A 21,868-nucleotide genomic window follows, 5' to 3' on the forward strand; every position below is an offset into this window, starting at 1 on the left:
GGATAAAGTTTAATTAACAGAAGATTAACGAGGTTAAAAAAGTAAAAAACGAAAGGCTTAAAGGTTTATAATAAATAAAACCACTGAATAATTATGTATTTTTACAATCCATAAAACAAAAGAAATGTCAGTAGCAAAAAAACAATATAAAAGAATTACCACTAAATCTCTTGTTGAAATGAAAGCAAATGGAGAGAAAATCTCAATGCTTACAGCTTATGACTATACCATGGCAAAAATTGTTGATGGTGCAGGAATAGATGTAATTTTAGTGGGAGATTCAGCATCAAATGTAATGGCGGGTCATGAAACTACATTACCTATTACATTAGACCAAATGATTTATCATGCAAGTTCTGTAGTAAGAGGAATTGATCGTTGCTTAGTAGTGGTTGATTTACCTTTTGGTAGTTATCAATCAGACCCTAAAGAAGCATTACGCTCAGCTATTCGAATCATGAAAGAAAGTGGAGCGCACTCAATAAAATTAGAAGGAGGTAAAGAGATAAAAGACTCTATCAAACGAATTTTAAATGCAGGTATCCCTGTGATGGGACATTTAGGATTAACACCTCAATCCATTTATAAGTTCGGAACTTACACAGTAAGAGCAAAAGAGGAAGAAGAAGCAGAAAAGTTAATGAAAGATGCTTTAATGTTAGAAAAACTAGGATGCTTTGCCATTGTATTAGAAAAAGTTCCAGCGAAGTTAGCACAAAAAGTTGCTGAAGCTTTAACGATTCCAGTTATAGGAATTGGAGCAGGAGCAGGTGTAGATGGACAAGTATTGGTAACTCACGATATGTTAGGAATGACGCATGAGTTCAACCCTCGTTTTTTACGTAGGTACTTAGATTTATATACTGGAATGACAAATGCATTTGAACAGTATATTGCTGATGTAAAAAGTCAAGACTTTCCAAACGAAGAAGAACAATATTAATTTAGATTTTTAGATAGTTGGATTATTCGATTTCTAGAAGTTAAGAGATGCATAGATATAAGGATTTTAAATTTTGGCAAGTGAGTAGATCTTTTTGCAAAGACATTTATTTACTCACATCAAAATTTCCTGAAGATGAAAAGTACGGATTAGTTTCTCAATTGAGAAGAGCTTCAGTATCTATTCCTTCAAATATAGCTGAAGGTTGCTCAAGAACATCCAATAAAGATTTTGCTAGGTTTCTGGTAATTGCATTAGGCTCATGCTATGAGGTTGAAACTCAATTATTACTTAGTTATGATTTGGGTTTTATCTCTAAAACTGATTTAGAAAATTATACAGAAACTTTAATGAGTGTAGTGAAAATAATGTCTAAATTCAATTCCACATTAAGCTAAATATAACTATCAAAAATTCTAAATATCCAACCATCTAATAATCTATTTTAATGAAAATACTTCATTTAGATACGAATCATCCTCTTTTAATGAACCAACTAAAGAGTTTAGGTTTTGAAAATTATGAGGACTATACTTCTTCAAAATCAGAAATTGAAGATAAAATTCACGAGTATGACGGAATTGTTATTCGTAGTCGATTTACTATAGATAAACAATTTTTAGATAAAGCAGCAAACCTTAAGTTTATAGGGCGAGTAGGAGCTGGTTTAGAAAATATTGATTGTGATTATGCTGAAAAGAAAGGAGTACGTTTAATATCAGCACCAGAGGGAAATCGAAATGCAGTCGGAGAACATACATTAGGAATGCTACTTTCTTTATTTAATAAGCTTAATAAAGCAGATAAAGAAGTACGAGAAGGTAAATGGTTACGAGAAGAAAACAGAGGAATAGAATTAGATGGGAAAACTGTTGGAATCATAGGTTATGGGAATATGGGGAAAGCCTTTGCTAAAAAACTTAGAGGCTTTGATGTAGAAGTAATCTGTTACGATATTAAACCAAATGTAGGTAATGAAAATGCTCAACAAGTTTCTTTAAATGAGCTTCAAAAAAGGGTTGATGTTTTAAGTTTACATACCCCACAAACAGAACTTACCATGAAAATGGTAAATTCAGAATTTATCAATAATTTTTCTAAACCTTTTTGGTTGTTAAATACAGCCAGAGGAAAATCAGTAGTGACAAAAGATTTAGTATTAGCCTTACAATCAGAGAAAGTTTTAGGAGCAGGTTTAGATGTATTGGAGTATGAGAAAAAATCGTTCGAAAACCTATTTACTAATCAAAAAATGCCTGAGGCATTTCAGTATTTAATAAATGCAGAAAATGTATTGCTTTCTCCACACGTTGCTGGTTGGACCGTAGAAAGTAAAGAAAAGCTAGCGCAAACTATTGTAGATAAAATCAAAGAAAACTATCGCATTGAGAAATTTTAAAAAAGAGAATAAGAACTTAATGTTTTTATAAGTTATAATAGCTAAAGGTTTTTAATACTCGATTATCGAGAAAAATTTTGCTAACTTGATGCTTCAAATTCATGTTACATGAAATATGAAGCATCATCAATAAAAGAATACATTTCTCAAGTTCCTGAAGAACGCCAAGAAATTTTACAAAAGCTTAGTAAGCTTATTAAGGAAAACTTACCAGAAGGATTTGAAGAAGGAATCAATTATAATATGATTGGGTATTATGTTCCACATTCAAAATATCCTGAAGGTTATCATTGCAATCCTAAATTACCACTTCCTTTTATAAATTTAGCCTCACAAAAAAACTCAATCAACTTATATCATAGCGGGATTTATGCTAAAAAAGAGTTACACGATTGGTTTGTATCTGAATATCCTAAATATTCAAAAAGAAAACTAGATATGGGGAAGAGCTGTATTCGTTTTAAAAAGTTAGATGATATTCCGTATGAATTAATTACTGAATTATGTACAAAAATGACTGTAGATGAATGGATTTCTATTTATGAATCAGTCGTAAAAAAGAAATAAAATGAAGAAAAAAGGTAAAGTACTAGGAATAGGAGGTGTTTTTTTTAAAACAGAAGATCCAAAAGCAACAAAAGAATGGTATAAAAATAACCTAGGTTTTAATACAGATGATTGGGGTTGTACCTTTTGGTGGAAAGATAATGAAGGAAAAAAAGCGTCTACCCAATGGAGTCCGTTTGCAGAAGATACTAACTATTTTGAACCGTCTAAAAAAGACTTTATGTTTAACTATCGAGTAGAAAATTTAGAAGAATTGTTGGAAGAGTTAAAAGAAAGTGGTGTTACGGTTATGGACAAAGTAGAAGAGTACGATTATGGAAAGTTTGGATGGATTGTAGATTTAGACGGAAATAAAATTGAGTTATGGGAGCCAAAAGACGAAGCTTTTTTATAAATTTAGCACCGTCTAATAAATAAAAAATAAAAAAATGAATGTAATTGATGAAAATGGGAATACTGTTCCTAATCAAGAAAGTAAACGTGTATTAGCAGGTATTTTAGCAATTTTAATAGGTTCGATAGGAATACACAAGTTTATTTTAGGTTATACAAAAGAAGGAATCATACAAATTGTAGCTACTTTTATAACTTGTGGATTAGCAGGAATTATTCCTTTTATTGAAGGAATCATCTATTTAACAAAATCTGACGAAGAGTTTATTGAAACTTATCAAGTAAATCAAAAAGGTTGGTTCTAAACATTCTTTTTTAATACTTACACTATGTCTAACGATAGAAACTCAAAGGATAACTTAGATAAAGCTAAAGAAGTTATGGATAACATAACAGAGAAAGCTAGTGAGTTGGCTGGAGAAACAAGTGAACACTTGGTAGATATAGTTGAAGATGTAAAAGAAAAAGTTGAAGAAATTATTTCCGACGAATCAATTCAAAAAGGTAAGGAAAAGGCGAACAAATTAACTAACGAAGCTAAAGAAGTATTAGAAAAGATAACTGAAAAAGCTTCAGAAGTTGCAGGAGAAGCTGGTGAACATATAGCCGATTTTGCAGAAGATGCTAACGAAGAATTTCAAGAGACTAAAACCAAAACAAAAAGTTTTTTTCAAAGACTCTTTGGAAAATAAAGATAAAAGAAAAGCGCCAGTCGGCGCTTTTTTTATGAAGCTATATTATTAGCTTTATTTGTTCTAACAACAGCTTGTTCGTTTTTCCAGTCAATCCATTTTTGACCTTTAATACGGCGCATAACATTATCTATCGTACGCATAATAAAAACATTGTAAACGGCCTTTCCTAAATTTTTAGGATTACGAGCAATAGCACGTAAACTCATTGAAAAACCAGGAGTAACATAACGCATATAGTGCCAATAACCTTCAGGCATATACAAAACATTACCATGTTCAAGCTCAGCAACATGACCTTTTGCATTTTTTAGTGCAGGCCACTTTTCAAAATCTGGGTCGTTAAAATCAATATCTTCACGAGTAATTAACGAATGCGGAATTTTATACAAGAATTTATTTTGTTTTTGGTCAAACAAAATACATTTCTTTTTTCCTTCAAAATGAAAGTGGAAAATATTGGCTAAATCAATATCATAATGCATAAATGTATATGAATCACGTCCACCAAAAAATAACATTGGTAATCCTTTCATTAAGCGCAAACCAAAGTCAGGAAAAGTAAAGTCTTTCTGTAATTGAGGAACTTCCTTTAAAATATTCCACAAGAAAATTCTGAACTTAGTAGGCTCACGTTTTAGTAAATCTACATATTCACTCATTTTCATGGTTGCATGAGGCTCATTAAATCCATCTTTATAATCCACAGGTCTGTCATCATATAAAGGAACAGTTTTATCACCTGCTATTTCTTTCATATATTCTAAAGACCATTTAGAGTATGCTGGCCAATCCTCAATAAAACGCTCAATAACTACAGGCTTTTGAGGTTTGAAGTAATTTTTAATAAAGTCTTCTTTAGTAATGGTTTCTACTCTGTCTATTTGTTGCAACTGTAATCCCATACATTCAATTTTTTCGAGAAGCAAAGTTAAGAAAATGTTATGATGTTTTTTTGAGTTAACAGTGTTAAAAAATTAACTCAAACCTGAGTGGGTTTTAAAAGTTAATTCTGAAGCTAATATTTGGTGTAAAAGGTAATGAATAGGTATTTATCTCTTTAGCATTATCAGTATTATTTTCATCAACAACATAGTAGGTGTTTATAATGTTTCTTCTGTTGGTAATATTGGTAAAGCCAATTCTTACAGTTGATTTTAGGCCTTTTGAAATATTAAAATTATAACTTCCAGAAGCATTAACCCTAAAGAAGTTTGAGTGTCTTTCTTTATTTGGAGTATTGTAATTTACTATAATTCTATTTCCATCTTGTATGGTTTCATTATCTACAACAGGTTTTGTATATGGTGTGCCAGATCGTAAAACAGCACCTAAAGATAGTTTGATGTTATTTGTAATATCATAGTTTATAGCACTACTAAAAGAGTGTGTAATATCTAAACTACTAGGAAAAGTATCAGGAGTAAAGGTTTTAAAAGTATAGTTGTTTTCAGCAAAGGTGTAACTCAGCCAGCTGCTAAACTTTTTAGTTTTTTTATTAATTAAAAATTCAACGCCTTTTATTTTGTAGTCTCCTATAGAGTTTAGTGTTTGCACATTGTTATAAAAACCTTGATTGGCAACAGTTATACCATTAACAAATTTATAAAACCCTGTAACATCAATTTGTAGGTTGTTTTTAGAGTACTCAGTTCCAAAAGATAATTGTTTACTTTTAATTATAGGAGTTTTATCATTGTCAGCCAGTACCCATCTTCTTTTTTCAATACCTAAAAAATTATCTTGAAAATCTATTTTTTGCGTAGTTGTTTGGTTTTTGAATTCTCCTTCCAACTTAAAAAAAATACTATTACTAAGCTGTTGTCTCAGATTAATTCTTGGTTCAATGATGAGTTTATTGAAATCGTGAAAATAATTGGCACGAAAACCAACTCTAGCATAAGTGTTATTTTTATTATACGTTATTTCAGAAAAAAATGCAGATTTAAGTAAAACTTCTTTTACAGATTTAGAAAAGTCAGGAGCATTAACAGTTGTTTTATTAGTAATACCTATTTCATTAAAAATAGCACCATTAGTAAGTTGAAAAGTGTCTGAAAAATAATGATTTATAATAAATTTAATTTCAGTTTCCAAAACATTGTTAAACTGTGTTTGAAATTGATCAGTCTCTTTGTTAAAATCTGCCGAATTTATTTTATAATCAGAAATAAAAGTAGAGAGTTCTGTAGAAAATTCGGGTGACCAAGTGGCATTCCAGCTAATATTAGCACCAAGATTCTCTTGTTTTAAATTACTGTTTTCTTCTATTGTAGTTCCATTGTTAGTGTATTCTTCTGTGTATTCTAAATTGTTTTTTATATTTATTAAGTTAGCTCTTAATAAATGATTTTGATTAATATCGTATAAGACTTTAAAAGAATAATCATAGAAATAGAAATCAGTTGAGGCTTCATTTTCTTTGTTGGAAGCTATAGAGTTTTCTTGAAAGCTTCTACTAAAATACTTGTCATAGGTAGGGGTATCAAAAAAATCTGTATAAGACCTTCTTACCGAAGCGTGAACTCCAAGTTTTTTAGTTAAAGGAATTTGTACAAAAGCATCAGCACTTAATAAATTAAAACCAGCGCCGCCGGAAAACGTATCAGTAACTTTATTGTTTGTTTGCATATTAACAGTACTAGAAACACCGTCGCTAAACTTTGTACTAGTACCGTTTTTAGTTACAGTAGCTTTTTCTGTTAAATACGGGTTATATGCAGAGATTAGACCAAAAAAATGACTTGTGTGGTACATCTTAATTCCATCCCAAAGCATTAAATTTTGATCGTTTGTTCCACCTCGAACATTAATGTTCGATACACTTTCATTAACACTTTCCACACCAGGAAGTACTTTAATCGTTTTTAAAATATCAGGTTCTATTAAACCTGGAAGAATTCCGAATTTTTTAGTTTTTAAAACAGTACTTCCATCAATGTTTTTTTGGAGACCAGTGGTTAAAAAGTTAGGAATAATTACTTCTGATAACTCTTCTGACAAACTTTCTAGGTGTATTTCTTTACATAAGTTTTGAGAGAATAAATCTTTTGCTGGTAGTATAATAGATTTGTATCCAACGTAAGAAATAGAAACATTTGCATTTACAGAAACTGAGTTGATATTGAATTTTCCGTTACTATTAGATGTAGTTCCATTATGAGTATTATTAACTAAAATAGTTGCTAAAACTAATGGTTCAAGTGTGTTACTGTCTACTATTGTTCCACAAATAGGAATTTTCTTTTCTAAGTATGATATAGTAATAAACCGATTATCTAAAATTTTAAAATTAAAGATGGTAACAGACTCTAAGTAACTTATAGTTTCAGATAATGATAAAGCATTATCAGGTTTTGTAATGTATACACTTTCTAAATCCTTATCGGAATAAGTAAAAGTTACCCGATGTTTTTTTTCAATTTCAATTAAGACGTCTTTCAATAAAGTTTTGGTAATAACATCCTGTGCTTTGATAGCAAAGGTAAATAGGAAAAGAAATAAAAAAGTAGTTTTTTTATTGACCATTCTTGTATATAGTAATGTTTTTTCCTTCTATTTTATACGATAATTGCAAAGGAATTGTAACTGCTTGCAGAGCTACATTTATGTCTTTATGAGTAAAACCACCAGTATAAAGCTGCTCTAAATTAACATCTTTAGTTTTTATAACATAACCATATTGGTTTTGTATGTCGTTTAGCACAAATTGTAAAGGAGTACTTTTAAAATTAGACTCATCTTGTAACCAAGATTTATTATTAATGTTAAAGGTGTTTACAGTGTCAATTTTACCATTTGTAACTTTAAATATTTTTCCTTTAGCTAATTTAATAAGTGAGTTGTTATAGTTTACACTAACTAAACCTTCGTAGGTTTTTACTTCAAAATAATTCTTTCTTTCTTTAACGTTAAATTGAGTTCCTAAAACTGTAACTTTTCCAACAGAAGTGTTTACGGTAAAAGACTCTCCTTTTTTAACTTTAAAAAATGCTTCTCCTTTAAGTTGTAAATTTCTACTACTTTTCCAATCCTTTTTGTTGAAAGATATGGTAGAGTTAGCGTTTAAAACAACTTCAGAATCATCTGGTAAATTAAAGGTTTTTGTTTCCGCATATTGCGTACTAAAGTTCACTGCGTTATTAAAGAATAAAAAATAAGAAGAAACCAATAAAACAATAATAGCTGCTGCATACTTATAAAAATTCTTATAACTTAATGGAATAACCTTGCTTTTTTTAGAAGTAGCTTTTTTTAGTTCAAACTCTTTAAGAGCTTTATCAATATCTACTTTAGGAGTTTTTATGTGAGAAGAATAATGTGCTATTTTTTCAAGATTTTTAAAACTTTTATCTTGTTTTAATAGAGACAGCTCTTCATCAGAGATTTCTCCGTTTAACCATTTTAATATGTATTGTTCATCTTTCATTTTATGCTTAACTAACTTTTAGACAATAAAGAAGTAAATTTCCCTACCCTTACAATAATTCTATTTTTGACCTTAATTTTTTTAAAGCTGAAGACATCCTTTTTTCAACGGCTTTTTGTGAGATATTTAGTAACTCAGCAATTTCTCTATATTTTTTACCGTCTATTCTATTCATTAAAAAAACCTCTCGTTCAGCCTCTGTTAAATTTTCAATAGCATTTTTTAGTTTATTTTTAAATTCTTCCTCTTCTAGTAAGTATTCCGGGTTTTGATTATTTATATCTAAATAAGGAGAGTTTTTAGCATAGTTTAAAACAACTTTTTCATGCTTTAATTTATTTAAAAAAAGGTTGTTTACACTGGTAAATAAGTACGATTTTGCTTTTTCATATGATATTTCTGAACATTTTTCCCACATTTTTAAAAAAGCTTCTTGTATTAAATCTAGGGCAGTATCTTTATCGTTAGATTTATAAGATGAGAAGTTGGTAACGAATTGAATATTAGATTTGTAAAACTCGTTAAAGTCTTCCTCGTTACACAGTGATTTTTTAGTCATATGAATGCTTTTATAGAGTTAAAATAGAAAAAAAATCGAAAACAAAGGTAGGGTAAAACGATTTATAGTTTTCTAAAGGACAGAAAGAGCTCAAAAAATAAATGTTTAAAAAATTAAAACTAATTAAGATGAAAACGATAAAAATATTAACCATAATAGCATTAACTACTTTGACAATTTTTACTTCATGTCAATCTGAAGAAAACGAACAAATAGGTACAAATCCAAATGCAAATACCCCAACTTCTGAAACCGCAAAGAAGTATAAAAGAACAGGTATGAATGATGGATCAGAAGATGATTTTTTAGATGGAAATTCATGTGCTGAGTTATTGTTTCCTATAACAGCAACCATAAACGGAAAAGAGGTAACTATAATAAATGAACTAGATTATAATTTGGTTCTTGAAATAATGGACGAATTTAATGATGATGATGATACAGTAGTTTTTAATTTTCCAATTACAGTAAAGTTGAATAATTATACAGAAGTAACTATTACTTCTCAAACAGAATTGGAAGAATTAAATAAAAAATGTGATGAAGCCTCAGATGAAATGGAAGATGCTATTTCTTGTGCAAAAATCGAATTTCCAATATCAATGTTAACCTACGATATTAGTTTAGAGCAAACAGGTACTGTTGTAATTGAATCAGAAAAACAATTGTACAATTTTGTAGATGATTTAGACTCAAATGAGTTATTCTCTGTGAAATACCCAATAATTGTAACTCTAAGCAACGGTAGTTCTATTGAAATAAATAGTGATTCTGAATTTGAAGATGCTGTTGAAGAGTGTACTACTTATGAAGAGGAAGAGGAAGCAGCAGAAGAAGCAGCTGACGAATTAGAAACCATTATCAGTAAAGCTAAATTTAAGGTAGAAAGCTTTGTTGAAGCTGGAGTAGAAAAGGCAGAAGAATACGCTGCATATACTATAGAGTTTACAAATGAAGGGAAATTAATAGCAAGAAATATTGTAAACACAACTTTAGAAAACATTGAAGGGGAGTATGATGTAGAATCAGATACAAGAGTTCTTTTAGAGGTTCAGTTTGGAACCGGAACAGCTATAAGTGCTTTAAATAATGAGTGGGTAGTAACCACTTATACAAGTACTTTACTAATACTACAAAGTAAAACAGACAGTTCAGTAACGTTAACATTTAAAAAGATATAAAGACCTCTTAAATTCGTTGATTTTGAAACTTTATGGCTGCTCTAGTAGTGGCCTAAGGTTTTAAAAACCATTGATATTAAAATTACGTAAGTAAGATAAAGGAATAATAATGAGAAAAGAGCTTTTTACAGTTTTACTATTAAGTGTTCTATTTTGGGCATGTTCTACAGAAAGTGAATCAATAATTAATAATGATGTTGAGGTTGTAAAAGAGAACAGGAAGTCTACGGGAGCTTCAGCAAATGATTTGTTATCAGATAACACTTATAAAAAAACGATTGTAGAGCTAGCTTATGTAGAAGGCTTTGAACCTACAGAGGAAGCAAAGAACAATTTTAAGAGTTTTATTGAAGAAAGAACTTTTAAATCAAATGGAGTAGAGTTACATGTAAAATCAATACCTGTAACAGGAAAAGAGGTGTATACAATTAATGACATTGTAGCTATAGAAAACCAGTACAGAACTTATTATAATACACAAAATACTATAGCAGTTTGGGTATTGTTTGTAAATGGTAAATCTTCAAAAGATTCTGATTCTTCTTTTATTTTAGGTACTGCATATTATAATACGTCATTTGTAATTTTTGAAGAAACTATAAGAGAACTAAGTAATGGTACATTTGAACCAGAAAGAAGCTTATTAGAATCTAGTGTAATTCATCATGAATTTGGACATATTTTAGGGCTTACAAATTTAGGAACTCCTTTACAAACAGACCATGAAGATGCAGACCATCCAAAACATTGTAATGAAGAAAGCTGTTTAATGTATTGGGCAGCAGAAACTAGTCAAGGTATTGGAAACTTATTCTCATCAAATCAAATCCCAAAACTAGATAGTCAATGTATAGCAGATTTACAAGCTAATGGAGGAAGATAGATTGTAAAATTAAATCGATTAAAGATGAAAAAAAATCAGTTAGTAATATTATTTATAGCAATGATTAGTGCATCAGTAGTTGCACAAGATAGTAGTAAAAAGTCCAAAGCAGGTATTAAAGGAGGGTATAACTTGTCTGCAGTGAGTTTTAATGGAGATTCTGAAACGGAACAGCTACACGGGTTCCATATAGGTTTTTATGGAGAATCATTCATAGGGAGTAATGTTTCACTACAATTAGAATTACTGTATTCACAACAAGGGTATAAAATTATAGATGGAAGTGGTACTTATAAGCAAGAGTTAGACTATATTAATTTTCCATTAATGATGAAACTATATCCTTCCGAAAACTTTTTTTTAGAAGCAGGACCTCAAATAGGACTTTCAATAGCACACAAAGAAACTTTTGATAGTGGCTTTATTCTGTATGATACTTCAAAAGAGTTTGATCCTAGGAATTTTGATTGGGGATTGAATTTTGGTGGAGGTTTTAAAACAAATAGTGGAGTAAGTTTAGGAGTAAGATACCATTTAGGATTAAATGATATTTATGATGAAGATAAACCCAAAAATAGAGTCTGGCAGTTTTACATAGGGTTTGACTTCTAATAAAAAGCGATGTTTTAAACATCGCTTTTTTTCTACAATCAAGCTCTTTTGTCATAAAACATGATATTATTTCTAAATTTGTGAAAATGAAAGTAAGAAGAAATGATAGAGCTATCAGAAGTATTTTGGAACAATAAGTACCTACATAATAAAACAGGATGGGATTTAGGAGAGATTTCAAATCCGTTAAAAGAATATTTTAATCAATTAGAAGATAAAAATCTTCGAATTTTAATACCTGGGGGAGGTAATTCATACGAAGCGGAATATTTATTCAACAAAGGATTTAAGAATGTTTTTGTAGTTGATATTGCTGAAGAACCTTTAAAAAGAATACAAAATAGAGTTCCTAACTTTCCGAAAGAAAATTTAATTCACGCTGATTTTTTCGATTTAAAGGGAACTTTTGATGTGATAATTGAGCAAACTTTTTTCTGTGCCATCAATCCAGAATTGAGACCAAAATATGCGCAAAAAGTAAATGAATTACTAAATGATGGAGGAAAGTTAATAGGTTTGCTGTTCGATGCAGTACTAAATGAAGACCATCCACCTTTTGGAGGGAGTAAAAGAGAATATGAAGAATATTTTACACCGTATTTTAAAGGAAGTATGGAGATTTGTCACAATTCTTATGGAAGCCGACAAGGAATGGAACTATTTATTAAAATGATAAAAAAATAACCGTCAAATTAATTTGACGGTTATTTTTATCTAATTAGGCTCTTACTTCTTTAGCCTCTTGCTTTTTTTGTTCGTTACGCTCAATCTTATGATCTGGTCTCGTCCATTTTGGTTTTTCACCTAAAGCTTCATATTGAGAATCTTTAGCTTCAACAGACTCTCTTTGTTGATGTTTAAAGAAAGGCTTCTGTGTATTTAAACCTAAATCTTCAAACATTTTCATATCCTCGTTGATGTCAGGATTTGGAGTAGTTAATAACTTATCACCTGCAAAAATTGAGTTAGCTCCAGCAAAGAAACACATTGCTTGACCTTCTCTACTCATTTGCGTTCTACCTGCAGATAAACGTACTTGTGAGTCTGGCAATACAATACGAGCAGTAGCTACCATACGAACCATTTCAAAAATGTTAACAGGAGGTTGCTCCTCTAACGGAGTACCCTCTACAGCCACTAATGCGTTAATAGGCACAGACTCAGGGTGTGGAGAAAAACGAGTTAAAGTTTCAAGCATTCCAGCTCTATCTTCTAACGATTCTCCCATACCAATAATACCTCCAGAACAAACAGTTACATTTGTTTTACGCACGTTTTCAATAGTGTCTACTCTATCTTTAAAAGCACGTGTAGAAATTACATCATCGTAATAATCTTCAGAAGTATCAATATTGTGGTTGTAAGCATATAAACCAGCTTCAGCTAAACGATTTGCTTGGTTTTCAGTTACCATTCCTAACGTACAACAAACTTCCATGTCTAGTTTGTTAATAGTGCGCACCATTTCTAACACTTGGTCAAATTCTGGTCCGTCTTTTACATTTCTCCAAGCTGCACCCATACAAACTCTTGATGATCCACCTTCTTTAGCACGTAAAGCTTGTGCCTTAACTTGGTTTACAGTCATCAAATCATTTCCTTCAACATTGGTGTGATAACGTGCTGCTTGCGGACAGTATCCACAGTCTTCAGAACACCCACCAGTTTTTATAGAAATTAATGTACTTACTTGTACTGTATTTGGGTCGTGGTATTTTCTATGCATAGTTGAAGCCTCGTACAAAAGCTCCATTAAAGGCTTATTGTATACTTCTAGAATTTCCTCTTTCGTCCAATCGTGTCTAATATCAGTCATAAATTCGAGTTGTTTGTGGTGGTAAAAATAAAAAATTCCGCTTCGAAAGCGGAATTTTATGAGTCTTATTTTTCTTTGGAAGAAGAATTGTCTTCTTCAATTATTTTTGAGTCATCATTAGGAAGCTCTTTACCCTTTAAATAATCGGGTAATTGCATACCTGCCATATTGAACATTTCCTGTAATGGAGGTACTGCATTGTACATTCCAGAAATAAAGTTTGAAGTAGATGTTTTTCCATCTTTACCTCCACCATTTTCCCAAACTGTAACTTTATCAATCTTAATATTTTTAATTGCTTCAGATTGTAATTTTACCAATTCAGGTAATTTATCAGCAATTAATAATAAAGCAGCGTTTTGAGAGTCATTACCAGCCGCTTGAACTATTTGATCTAAACCAGCTGCTTGCTTAGTTAATACTTCGTATAAACCTTTAGCTTCTGCTTGTGCTTTGAATAAAATGGCGTCTGCCTCTCCTTTTGCTTTTCTACGAATTCTTTCAGCTTCTGCCTCTGCATCAATTTCTACTTTTCGTTTATCAATCTCAGCAGGAACGATTACATCTGCCATTTGTGAAGAACGTTCTCTTTCAGCTCTGGCAATTTCAGCTTCTTTCTCGGCAGCATATGATTCTTCTAAAGCTTTTGCTGACTGTACTTTTTCAGAAGCAATAGCTACTCTTTCCGCTTCTGCCTCTCTTTGACGACGTAATGAGTCAGAGTTTGCAACAGCAATTTTTGCAGTGTTTTCTCCGTCTACAGCTTGTGCATTAGCGGCAGCTACTTGAGTTCTTTCATCTTGTACAGCATTTGCTTCACCAATAGAACCATCTCTGTTTTTTTCAGCAACAGATTTACGAGCGGCGTTGATTGCATGAGCAGCAGCTTCTTTACCTAATGCTTCGATATACCCTGATTCGTCAACAATATCAGTAATGTTTACGTTGATTAATTTTAAACCAACCTTTTTTAATTCCGACTCAACACTTTGTGAAATGTTAGTTAAAAACTTATCTCTATCAGAGTTAATTTCTTCAATATCCATTGAAGCAACCACTAAACGTAACTGTCCAAAAATAATTTCTTTGGCTAATTCTTGAACATCGTTCATTGCTAAACCAAGTAAACGTTCTGCAGCATTTTGCATTACTCCTGGCTCTGTAGAAACCCCAATGGTAAAACGTGAAGGCACGTTTACACGAATATTTTGTTTAGAAAGTGCATTTACCAAGTTTACTTCGATAGAAATTGGTGTTAAGTCTAAAAATTCATAGTCTTGAATTACAGGAAAGATAAATGCAGCACCACCATGAATACATTTAGCAGATTGTCCGCCGCCAACTTTACCATATACAACTAAGATTCTGTCAGAAGGACACCTTTTATAGCGTTTTATTAAAGTTATTAGTAAGATAAAAATAAATAGAATGGCAATAACAAGTCCAATAGGACCTGCAAACCCAAAGCCATCAATTTGTAATAATGTAAATTTTAACATAGTCAATTTTTATTTTTGAGATTCAACGATTAATATTCCATTTGAGGTTACTTCGATTACTTTAACAACCGTTCCTTGTGTCAAGTCAGTATCATTATCTGTCAAGGCATCTAGTTCACGAAGCGAGTTTTGTACTTTAATATGTACTTTACCCATTTTAGAGCGATTAGCTCCTATGGTTAAATATACTTCACCTATTTGATTCAGTGCATTTTTCATTTTTAGGGTACCACTATCTGTTAGTTTACTAATGTAGTAGAATAGGGTAGCCATTATAGTCATCATTAACAATCCACATATAATAGAAATGGAAAGTGTAGCTATATTTGAATAACCAGCATCCATACTAGCAATACCACTCCATCCAAAGATGGTAAAAAAGGCTACCATATTTTTAAACGTGAAAAATTGAAACCCAGCACCAGTATCAGCTTCTATTTCAGTATCAATGTCACCAATATCACCAGCATCGGCACCTATAAAACTACCAATAAGTACAAAAACAAAAATTAGTGTAAAAATACCTGCTATTCCCCAATAAACTTGTTGAAAAGAGGTTAATTCAGAAAACCATTCCATCATAAAGCAATTATTTAAATGAGTGCTAAAAGTATGTAAATTGCCTGAAATCGACAATTTTTATTTTGTTATTAAAACAGAAACTGCATTTCCTCCAAAACCAACAGCATTTACTAGTATTTTATTGAGTTTTTTTGGAGTTTGTTGAGGTTCAGCAAAAGGAACTTCAATTACTTGTTGATGTTGTATCATTAACATTGCTAACTCTAAACTTAACAAGCCAGAAGCACCAAAAGTGTGACCAAGTTTCCATTTATTAGTAGTTAAAAAAGGAGTTTTGTTACAGAATACTTTTTGAATCGCATTAATTTCTGACTGATCTCCTTTAATGGTTCCTGGGGCATGCATTACGATAGCATCCACTTCATCAGGAGAGGTTGTTCCTAAAGCCATTTTCATTGATTTTTGAAAACATTCTGCATCTGTTGTTACAGAAGTATTATGTTTCAAAACTTCAGTAGCATATCCTACACCTTCAATAAAAGCTAGAGCATTTTTTTTAGTTCCTTTCTCTAAACAAAATACCGAAGCACCTTCTCCCAAGACCATAGTGTTTTTAGTTTTGTTAAGGTCGAAAGCTTTACAAGGGTATTCATTAATTTCTTTAGAATACACTTTTAATGCCTGCATTTGGGCAATAGTAAAATCAGTTAGAGAAGCTTCGCTAGCACCAATCATAAATTTTTCTGACATTCCCGATTGTAACCAAGCGACTCCATTTAATAAAGAATGCAGTCCAGTTGAGCAAGTTATAGAATGTGAAATTTCAGGACCATTGGTTTGTAAATCGTGTGCTATCCAAGATGAAATATTACCTAAAGTAGTTGTTGGAGAGCTTAAGGTAGATGATTTGCCTGTAGCTAAAAACTCCTTATGATATTTCTCAAACAAAGAAGTTGCCCCTCGAGAAGAACCTATATTAATTCCGAAGTTGTCAGAAGCTTTCCAATCGGTTTTTTCCATTGCTTTTCTAGCAACAAAAAGGGTGTACAAAACAGACGGATCTAAATTTTTATATTTATTGTCAGAGTTTCTAACATCTTCAATAGCACGTTTATCTTCATCAGATAATTGTGCTACCCATGCTTTGGAATCTTCAAAGTCTTTAAAACTTAAAAAATGTTGATTATTTAGATAGTGCTCCCAAATTTTCTCAGGAGTACTTCCTAAGGCAGAAACAGAAGCAAATGATGTTATTGAGATGAGTTCTTTCAACACGATAAAATTTCAGCAAAAATAAAGGTAAAATCAAGTATTCTAAAGAAAATAAAAATATTTATCTTGGTATAAAATTATTAAGGTTATGAGTGAACAAAGACAAAAAAGTTGGTTTGGAAGAAATTGGTTGTGGTTTATACCATTAACAGGATGTTTAGGCTTTATTTTATTAATTGTTTTAGGTGTAGGGGCGGCATTTTTTGGAGTGTCAAAAATAATGACAAATTCAACCCCTGTTGAATATGCTATTGAACAAGCATCTAAAAACAAATTGGTTATAGAGAACTTAGGAGAACCGATTGAACAATATGGAATACCCTCTGGTAACATTTCCCTTACTAACGACGATGGAAATGTAGATTTTTCTATTTCTATAAGAGGCGATAAAGGAGAAGGTACTTTAATTGTTAGAGGTATTAAAGTAGATGGTGAATGGATTTATGAAGATTTATACGTTCACATTAAAGAAACTCAAGAAGAAATTAACTTATTAGAAAAGGAAAAAGTTCTAGAGACTATCTAGAACCTTTTCTATAGTTGTATATATTTTGTTAAGTTGTTCCTTTGTGATAACATAGGGAGGTTGAATGTAAACGGTGTTTCCTAATGGTCGTAAAAAAACTCCTTCATTCATAAAAGATTTTAAAAGCTGGTCACGCAACGTTCCATAGCGACCAGAATTGGTGTTTAAATCAATAGCTAAAATAACGCCTTTACCTCTTGTTGAATTTACTTTTTGATGACTTTCTATTTTTTTTGCAAAAGTTTTATTAGACTCTTCAATAAATTGAATATTGTCTTGGATTTCTTGAGTTTTCAATAGCTCAATACTCGCTAGTGCAGCACTACAAGCTATTGGATTTGCAGAATAAGTATGGCAATGAAAAAAACCTTTAGAAATATCATTATCCAAAAAAGCAGTGTAAATTTCTTCAGTACAAGAAGTAATTGACATTGGAACTAAACCAGCTGTTAAGGCTTTACTTAAACATATAATATCTGGTTTAGTAGTAATTTCATCAGAAGCAAAATTATTTCCTGTTTTACCAAAACCTGTCATTACTTCATCAGCGATGGTAAGAATATCATTGCTTTTGCAAACTTCCAAGATGTTGTTTAGGTCTTTGGCCTTATGAACTTTCATCCCAGCTGCTCCTTGAACTAAAGGTTCGTAAATGAATCCGGCAACATTGTTTTCTGAAATGATCTCTTGTAATTTTTGTGCGATAACCTCATTATTCTCTCCATTAGGAACAGGAATTCGTTGAATATCCATCAAAAAATCTTCAAAAGGTCCATTATACACAGATAAACCAGAAACAGACATGGCTCCAAATGTATCGCCATGAAATCCATCTTCAAAAGCAATGAATGTTGTACGTTTCTCACCCTTATTAAAATAGTACTGCAAAGCCATTTTAATTCCTGCTTCTACAGCAGTAGATCCGTTGTCATTAAAAAAGATTCTATTTTGATTTTCAGGGAGAATTTTAATCAATTCTTCTGATAGTTTTACCGCAGGTTCATGGGTAAAATCGCTAAACATAATCTGATCTAAGGTTTGCATTTGTTGGTAAACACGACTGGTGATGAAATCGTTACAGTGCCCAAACATGCAAGTGTACCAAGAGGAAATAGCATCGATATACTCGTTACCGTGCTCGTCGGTTAGTATGCAGCCTTTTGCTTTTACAATCCCTAAACTATCAGGGTGTGTTTGGTGTTGTTTTAGCGGGTGCCACAAATGTTTTTTATCACGTTCTTGTAAGTTCATACGTTTTGTTCTTTTGAAAAAGAGCTGTCAAATGTACAATAGAAATACATAAAACTACTCCGAAATAGGTAATAAACAATAGCCACATAATTGAGGTTGAAAATAACTCAGAGAAAAATGCTGGAAAAACTAAGAAAAGTTCTGAAGTGAGTATAAAAAGGGTATAAAAAATCCAGACGGTTTTATGAATACTCTGACCTAATTCTATCCAAATAAAAGGTAGGTACATTCCTAAAAAAAGGAAATGTAACCAAGCTATGAGCATAAATCTGTTGGTTATTACCAAATTTGAAAAATAAGGAATGCTACCGAAACAGTTTAAAATACCAACCAATAATAATATGCCAAAAAACAGTTGGTATTGTAGTTTTTGCTGTAAAAATGAACTTTTAAGCTTGAAAAGTGTTAAGATTAAAACTCCTGCACCAATGCCTCCTGCAATTTGAATGGTCAAATAATTGAAACTGTATTTTAATGAATGAGTATATAATAGTACTAGAGAGGTAATAATTAAGGTGATTTGATTTTTTGAAAACTTAATTGTTGTTTTTTGAAAAAGTACTGCAAGCATCCAAAGAAAGAATGAACCAAAATACTGGAAGTGTAAATAAAAAAAGATAGCTTGTTGATACCAAGGAGAAGTTTGCATTTTCATAGCAATTAGCGGACCTAAAGCATAAGGGCCAATTGATGAAATGAAATGAAAAACAATTCCTGTTTTAATTAATGTTACATCTGATTTTTTACCCTGTAAACGTTTCCATAATCGTATAAGTAACCAATAGCTTATCCATAAATGTATGGTGGAAAAGGTAATAGTAACCAAGGCATATCCTTGAATGATAAAACCGACTAATAAAATAGAAATACAAACTTGTAAAGCAATGTAAAGAAAGTACGAGGTTTTGTCTATTCCTTTAGTAAAACGAGTGAAGAGTAGTACAATTAAAGCATTGAAAACAAATCCCAACAACATAATGTGAGAGTGGGAATGTAGCACAAATTTAAATGGAAAGTTGGTAATACTACCTGTAAATGCATACCGCAAAATCAATCCTATGATAGCTCCTAAAAAACCAAAGATAAGAGGGAAAGACCAAAGATGTTTTGCAGTAGCAGATTTCATTTATAGCTTATCTTTAAATAGTTCAGCGTATTCTTTAATCACATTTTTATCAAAATAAGGTTCTTCTTCAATACGCCCAATTACAGGAACCTTAGTCATTTTTTTGATAATATCTTCAGTGGTTTTGTGTTCGTTTCCAGAAAAAATCAAAGCAACATCAAACCCTTTTTCCTTTAACAAGTTAACTGTTAAAAGAGTATGATTGATGCTGCCTAAATAATGGCGAGAAACAACGATTACTTTATAACCTGGTTTTATAACATCTAACAAGGTGTTTTTATCATTCAAAGGAACCAATAGTCCACCCGCACCTTCAATAACTAAATGATTTTTTGTTGAAGGTTCTTTTATGTTGTCGACATCAATGGTAATTCCATCAATTTCTGCAGCTGCATGTGGACTCATAGGTGTTTGTAAAGCATATGAGTTTGGATGAAAAACAGTTTTTGAATTTGAAATGAGTTTTTCAACTTTATGAGTGTCAGAAAATTCTAAATCTCCCGACTGAATAGGTTTCCAATAATCAGCTTCTAGAGCTTCAGTTATGATGGCAGAAGCCACGGTTTTTCCTACTTCAGTTGAAATTCCTGTAATAAAATATTTTTTTTTCATTTGAAAATTGTTTTACAATCGTTGCAGATTAATTTTTTGCTTTCAAAAAAAGGAAAGAGCATAAAAAAGATGTTTTTACGTTGTAAATCGGCAACTAATATTTTTGTTGAATTACATTTAGGACAATGAATGTTATTTCCGTTTTCATCCTTTGTATATTCTCTTATTTCATTATAAACAGTAGCAGCTTTTTCTAAATCATTGTTGTGTACCAGTAATTTTACTCCACCAATAGCTTGACTAATCAATGGGTCAGAATCTATTGTTTTTTCATCCATTAACATAGTTCTAATATCTTCCGAATCTAATTTAGCCTTTGCTACTTGTGCTTCAGATGAGTATTCGAAAACTGCCAAAATGGTGTAATTATCTTGCATTTTAATTTTTTAAACAAAAGTAGCAAGCTTCTCTAAAACATCGGTAATTTCTTCTTTAGAATTATATGCGTGTAAACAAAAACGTAAACGTTCTTGATTTAAAGGAATGGTAGGCGATAAAATAGGTTTTACTTCAAAACCGCTTTTTTGTAATTGTAAGGCAATGTTTTTTACGCGTTCATTTCCTGAAATAATACAACAATGAATGGCAGAAGAACTTTCAATAAAACTTAATTGTAGTCTGTTTGATTCTGAAATGAAATGCTGAATGTTTTGTTGCAGTTGTTCTTTGGAATTGCTGATAGATAATTCGTCGTAAGCAATTTTTATAGTAGCTAAGGCGTGAGGTGATAATCCTGTGGTGTAAATAAAACTACGGGCAAAATTAATAAGGTATTGTTGTAGTTGTTCACTTCCTAAAATAGCAGCACCATGGCAACCTAAGCCTTTTCCAAAGGTGACAATTCTAGCAAAAATGTCGTTTTCTAGCTGTAGTTTTTGAATCAATCCAAAATTAAAGACCCCTAAAGCATGTGCTTCGTCTACAACTAAATGTACATTAGTATGTTTATTGGTTATCTGTGATATGGTTACTAAATCGGGAGAATCTCCATCCATTGAAAAAACAGATTCGGTAACCACATAAACTTCTGAGTCGTTCTGCTGAAATTTTTTTAATAGTTCATTTAAATGAACTAAATCGTTATGCTTAAACTTAAACGATTTCGCATTAGACAGTTGTATGCCATCTCGTATAGATGCATGAATAAACTCATCATATAATATGATATCACCACGTTGAGGTACCGAAGCAAAAAAGCCAATGTTAGCATCATAGCCAGAGTTAAAAACTAAAGCTGTTTCAGAATTATGAAGTTTTTCTAGTTGTTTTTCAACTTCAGTATAGAGTTTATGATTTCCTGAAAGTAGGCGAGAACCCGTTGCACCATTAACTTTACTGTTATTATCAACTAAAAATTGATGTGTTTTATTAAAAATAACTTCAGATTTAGCAAACCCTAAGTAATCGTTTGAAGAAAAATCGATAAGCGAGTTTTCTTTATCAAGTTTTCTTAGAGAGTTTTGTGCTACTCGTTGTGTAATTTTTTGCTGTAGTTTCTTAGGAAATTGCATAGTGTAAAAATAAAGAAGCCTTTTTTAATATTGTATCTATTTAGCTAGAAAAGTTTTGTGCTTAGAATGTTTATT

At 31.4% G+C, this 21,868-nt stretch carries 25 protein-coding genes; 12 read left to right on the top strand and 13 right to left on the bottom strand.

Annotated features, from left to right (window positions below; translation table 11 throughout):
* The first annotated feature begins 124 nt into the window (after positions 1-124).
* The 7 genes from panB (at position 125) to LCI24_RS13600 (ending at position 3,994) form a co-directional block, all read left to right on the top strand.
* Positions 125-943 carry a 3-methyl-2-oxobutanoate hydroxymethyltransferase gene (panB, locus tag LCI24_RS13570; RefSeq protein WP_274640859.1) on the top strand — a complete coding sequence of 273 codons (819 nt, stop codon included), beginning with the start codon at positions 125-127 and terminating at the stop codon, positions 941-943.
* Positions 944-1,023: 80 nt separating this feature from the next.
* Entirely contained in the window at positions 1,024-1,341 is a 318-nt protein-coding gene (locus LCI24_RS13575) for a four helix bundle protein (RefSeq protein ID WP_420802994.1), read from the top strand.
* A 50-nt stretch (positions 1,342-1,391) separates the two neighbouring features.
* Positions 1,392-2,342: a 2-hydroxyacid dehydrogenase gene (locus LCI24_RS13580; protein ID WP_274640861.1), complete on the top strand. Its 951-nt coding sequence runs from the start codon at positions 1,392-1,394 to the stop codon at positions 2,340-2,342.
* Positions 2,343-2,450: 108 nt separating this feature from the next.
* A complete protein-coding gene (locus tag LCI24_RS13585) occupies positions 2,451-2,909 on the top strand; it encodes a DUF1801 domain-containing protein (protein WP_274640862.1) in 459 nt (152 codons plus the stop codon).
* A 1-nt stretch (position 2,910) separates the two neighbouring features.
* Positions 2,911-3,303 carry a VOC family protein gene (locus LCI24_RS13590; RefSeq protein ID WP_274640863.1) on the top strand — a complete coding sequence of 131 codons (393 nt, stop codon included), beginning with the start codon at positions 2,911-2,913 and terminating at the stop codon, positions 3,301-3,303.
* Between the two features lie 34 nt (positions 3,304-3,337).
* Positions 3,338-3,607, top strand: a complete 270-nt coding sequence (locus LCI24_RS13595; RefSeq protein ID WP_121148530.1) for a TM2 domain-containing protein — start codon at positions 3,338-3,340, stop codon at positions 3,605-3,607.
* A gap of 24 nt (positions 3,608-3,631) precedes the next feature.
* The gene (locus LCI24_RS13600) at positions 3,632-3,994 is read left to right on the top strand and encodes a hypothetical protein (protein ID WP_274640864.1); all 363 of its coding nucleotides are present in this window, start codon (positions 3,632-3,634) and stop codon (positions 3,992-3,994) included.
* A 32-nt stretch (positions 3,995-4,026) separates the two neighbouring features.
* Here the strand turns inward: LCI24_RS13600 and LCI24_RS13605 are convergent, their stop codons facing one another.
* From LCI24_RS13605 to LCI24_RS13620, 4 genes are all read right to left on the bottom strand, one after another.
* Positions 4,027-4,899, bottom strand: coding sequence for a cupin-like domain-containing protein (locus LCI24_RS13605; RefSeq protein ID WP_274640865.1), 873 nt, complete (start codon positions 4,897-4,899; stop codon positions 4,027-4,029).
* A 94-nt stretch (positions 4,900-4,993) separates the two neighbouring features.
* Complete coding sequence (locus LCI24_RS13610) at positions 4,994-7,522, bottom strand: TonB-dependent receptor (RefSeq protein ID WP_274640866.1); 2,529 nt, start codon at positions 7,520-7,522, stop codon at positions 4,994-4,996.
* Entirely contained in the window at positions 7,512-8,423 is a 912-nt protein-coding gene (locus tag LCI24_RS13615) for a FecR family protein (protein ID WP_274640867.1), read from the bottom strand. The genes LCI24_RS13610 and LCI24_RS13615 overlap by 11 nt, the downstream gene beginning before the upstream one ends.
* Positions 8,424-8,472: 49 nt before the next feature.
* Positions 8,473-8,982, bottom strand: coding sequence for an RNA polymerase sigma factor (locus tag LCI24_RS13620; RefSeq protein WP_274640868.1), 510 nt, complete (start codon positions 8,980-8,982; stop codon positions 8,473-8,475).
* Positions 8,983-9,110: 128 nt separating this feature from the next.
* Here LCI24_RS13620 and LCI24_RS13625 point away from each other — a divergent pair, with 128 nt between their 5' ends.
* From LCI24_RS13625 to LCI24_RS13640, 4 genes are all read left to right on the top strand, one after another.
* The gene (locus LCI24_RS13625) at positions 9,111-10,163 is read left to right on the top strand and encodes a hypothetical protein (protein ID WP_274640869.1); all 1,053 of its coding nucleotides are present in this window, start codon (positions 9,111-9,113) and stop codon (positions 10,161-10,163) included.
* A gap of 109 nt (positions 10,164-10,272) precedes the next feature.
* Positions 10,273-11,046, top strand: coding sequence for a membrane metalloprotease (locus tag LCI24_RS13630; protein WP_274640870.1), 774 nt, complete (start codon positions 10,273-10,275; stop codon positions 11,044-11,046).
* A 24-nt stretch (positions 11,047-11,070) separates the two neighbouring features.
* Positions 11,071-11,658, top strand: coding sequence for a porin family protein (locus tag LCI24_RS13635; protein WP_274640871.1), 588 nt, complete (start codon positions 11,071-11,073; stop codon positions 11,656-11,658).
* Between the two features lie 102 nt (positions 11,659-11,760).
* Positions 11,761-12,342 (top strand): methyltransferase domain-containing protein, encoded by a 582-nt coding sequence (locus LCI24_RS13640; RefSeq protein ID WP_274640872.1) that lies wholly within the window; start codon positions 11,761-11,763, stop codon positions 12,340-12,342.
* A gap of 34 nt (positions 12,343-12,376) precedes the next feature.
* Here the strand turns inward: LCI24_RS13640 and bioB are convergent, their stop codons facing one another.
* From bioB to LCI24_RS13660, 4 genes are all read right to left on the bottom strand, one after another.
* Positions 12,377-13,474: a biotin synthase BioB gene (bioB, locus tag LCI24_RS13645; protein ID WP_274640873.1), complete on the bottom strand. Its 1,098-nt coding sequence runs from the start codon at positions 13,472-13,474 to the stop codon at positions 12,377-12,379.
* Positions 13,475-13,539: 65 nt separating this feature from the next.
* Complete coding sequence (locus tag LCI24_RS13650) at positions 13,540-14,973, bottom strand: flotillin family protein (protein WP_274640874.1); 1,434 nt, start codon at positions 14,971-14,973, stop codon at positions 13,540-13,542.
* A gap of 9 nt (positions 14,974-14,982) precedes the next feature.
* Positions 14,983-15,555, bottom strand: a complete 573-nt coding sequence (locus LCI24_RS13655; protein ID WP_274640875.1) for a hypothetical protein — start codon at positions 15,553-15,555, stop codon at positions 14,983-14,985.
* A 57-nt stretch (positions 15,556-15,612) separates the two neighbouring features.
* Positions 15,613-16,767 carry a beta-ketoacyl synthase N-terminal-like domain-containing protein gene (locus LCI24_RS13660; RefSeq protein WP_274640876.1) on the bottom strand — a complete coding sequence of 385 codons (1,155 nt, stop codon included), beginning with the start codon at positions 16,765-16,767 and terminating at the stop codon, positions 15,613-15,615.
* A gap of 88 nt (positions 16,768-16,855) precedes the next feature.
* On the opposite strand from LCI24_RS13660, the gene LCI24_RS13665 reads away from it, so the two are divergent.
* Positions 16,856-17,293 carry a cytochrome c oxidase assembly factor Coa1 family protein gene (locus tag LCI24_RS13665; protein ID WP_274640877.1) on the top strand — a complete coding sequence of 146 codons (438 nt, stop codon included), beginning with the start codon at positions 16,856-16,858 and terminating at the stop codon, positions 17,291-17,293.
* Here LCI24_RS13665 and bioA read toward each other — a convergent pair.
* The 5 genes from bioA to LCI24_RS13690 are packed head-to-tail and all read right to left on the bottom strand — an operon-like array spanning position 17,279 to position 21,793.
* Complete coding sequence (gene bioA, locus LCI24_RS13670; protein ID WP_274640878.1) at positions 17,279-18,544, bottom strand: adenosylmethionine--8-amino-7-oxononanoate transaminase; 1,266 nt, start codon at positions 18,542-18,544, stop codon at positions 17,279-17,281. The genes LCI24_RS13665 and bioA overlap by 15 nt on opposite strands.
* Positions 18,525-19,670: a hypothetical protein gene (locus LCI24_RS13675; RefSeq protein ID WP_274640879.1), complete on the bottom strand. Its 1,146-nt coding sequence runs from the start codon at positions 19,668-19,670 to the stop codon at positions 18,525-18,527. The genes bioA and LCI24_RS13675 overlap by 20 nt, the downstream gene beginning before the upstream one ends.
* A complete protein-coding gene (bioD, locus tag LCI24_RS13680) occupies positions 19,671-20,282 on the bottom strand; it encodes a dethiobiotin synthase (protein WP_274640880.1) in 612 nt (203 codons plus the stop codon). It lies immediately after the preceding gene.
* Positions 20,279-20,659, bottom strand: coding sequence for a putative signal transducing protein (locus LCI24_RS13685; protein ID WP_274640881.1), 381 nt, complete (start codon positions 20,657-20,659; stop codon positions 20,279-20,281). The genes bioD and LCI24_RS13685 overlap by 4 nt, the downstream gene beginning before the upstream one ends.
* A gap of 9 nt (positions 20,660-20,668) precedes the next feature.
* Complete coding sequence (locus LCI24_RS13690; protein WP_274640882.1) at positions 20,669-21,793, bottom strand: aminotransferase class I/II-fold pyridoxal phosphate-dependent enzyme; 1,125 nt, start codon at positions 21,791-21,793, stop codon at positions 20,669-20,671.
* Positions 21,794-21,868 lie beyond the last annotated feature (75 nt).

The sequence above is a fragment of the Tenacibaculum larymnensis genome (genome assembly GCF_028829235.1).
GTDB lineage: Bacteria > Bacteroidota > Bacteroidia > Flavobacteriales > Flavobacteriaceae > Polaribacter > Polaribacter larymnensis.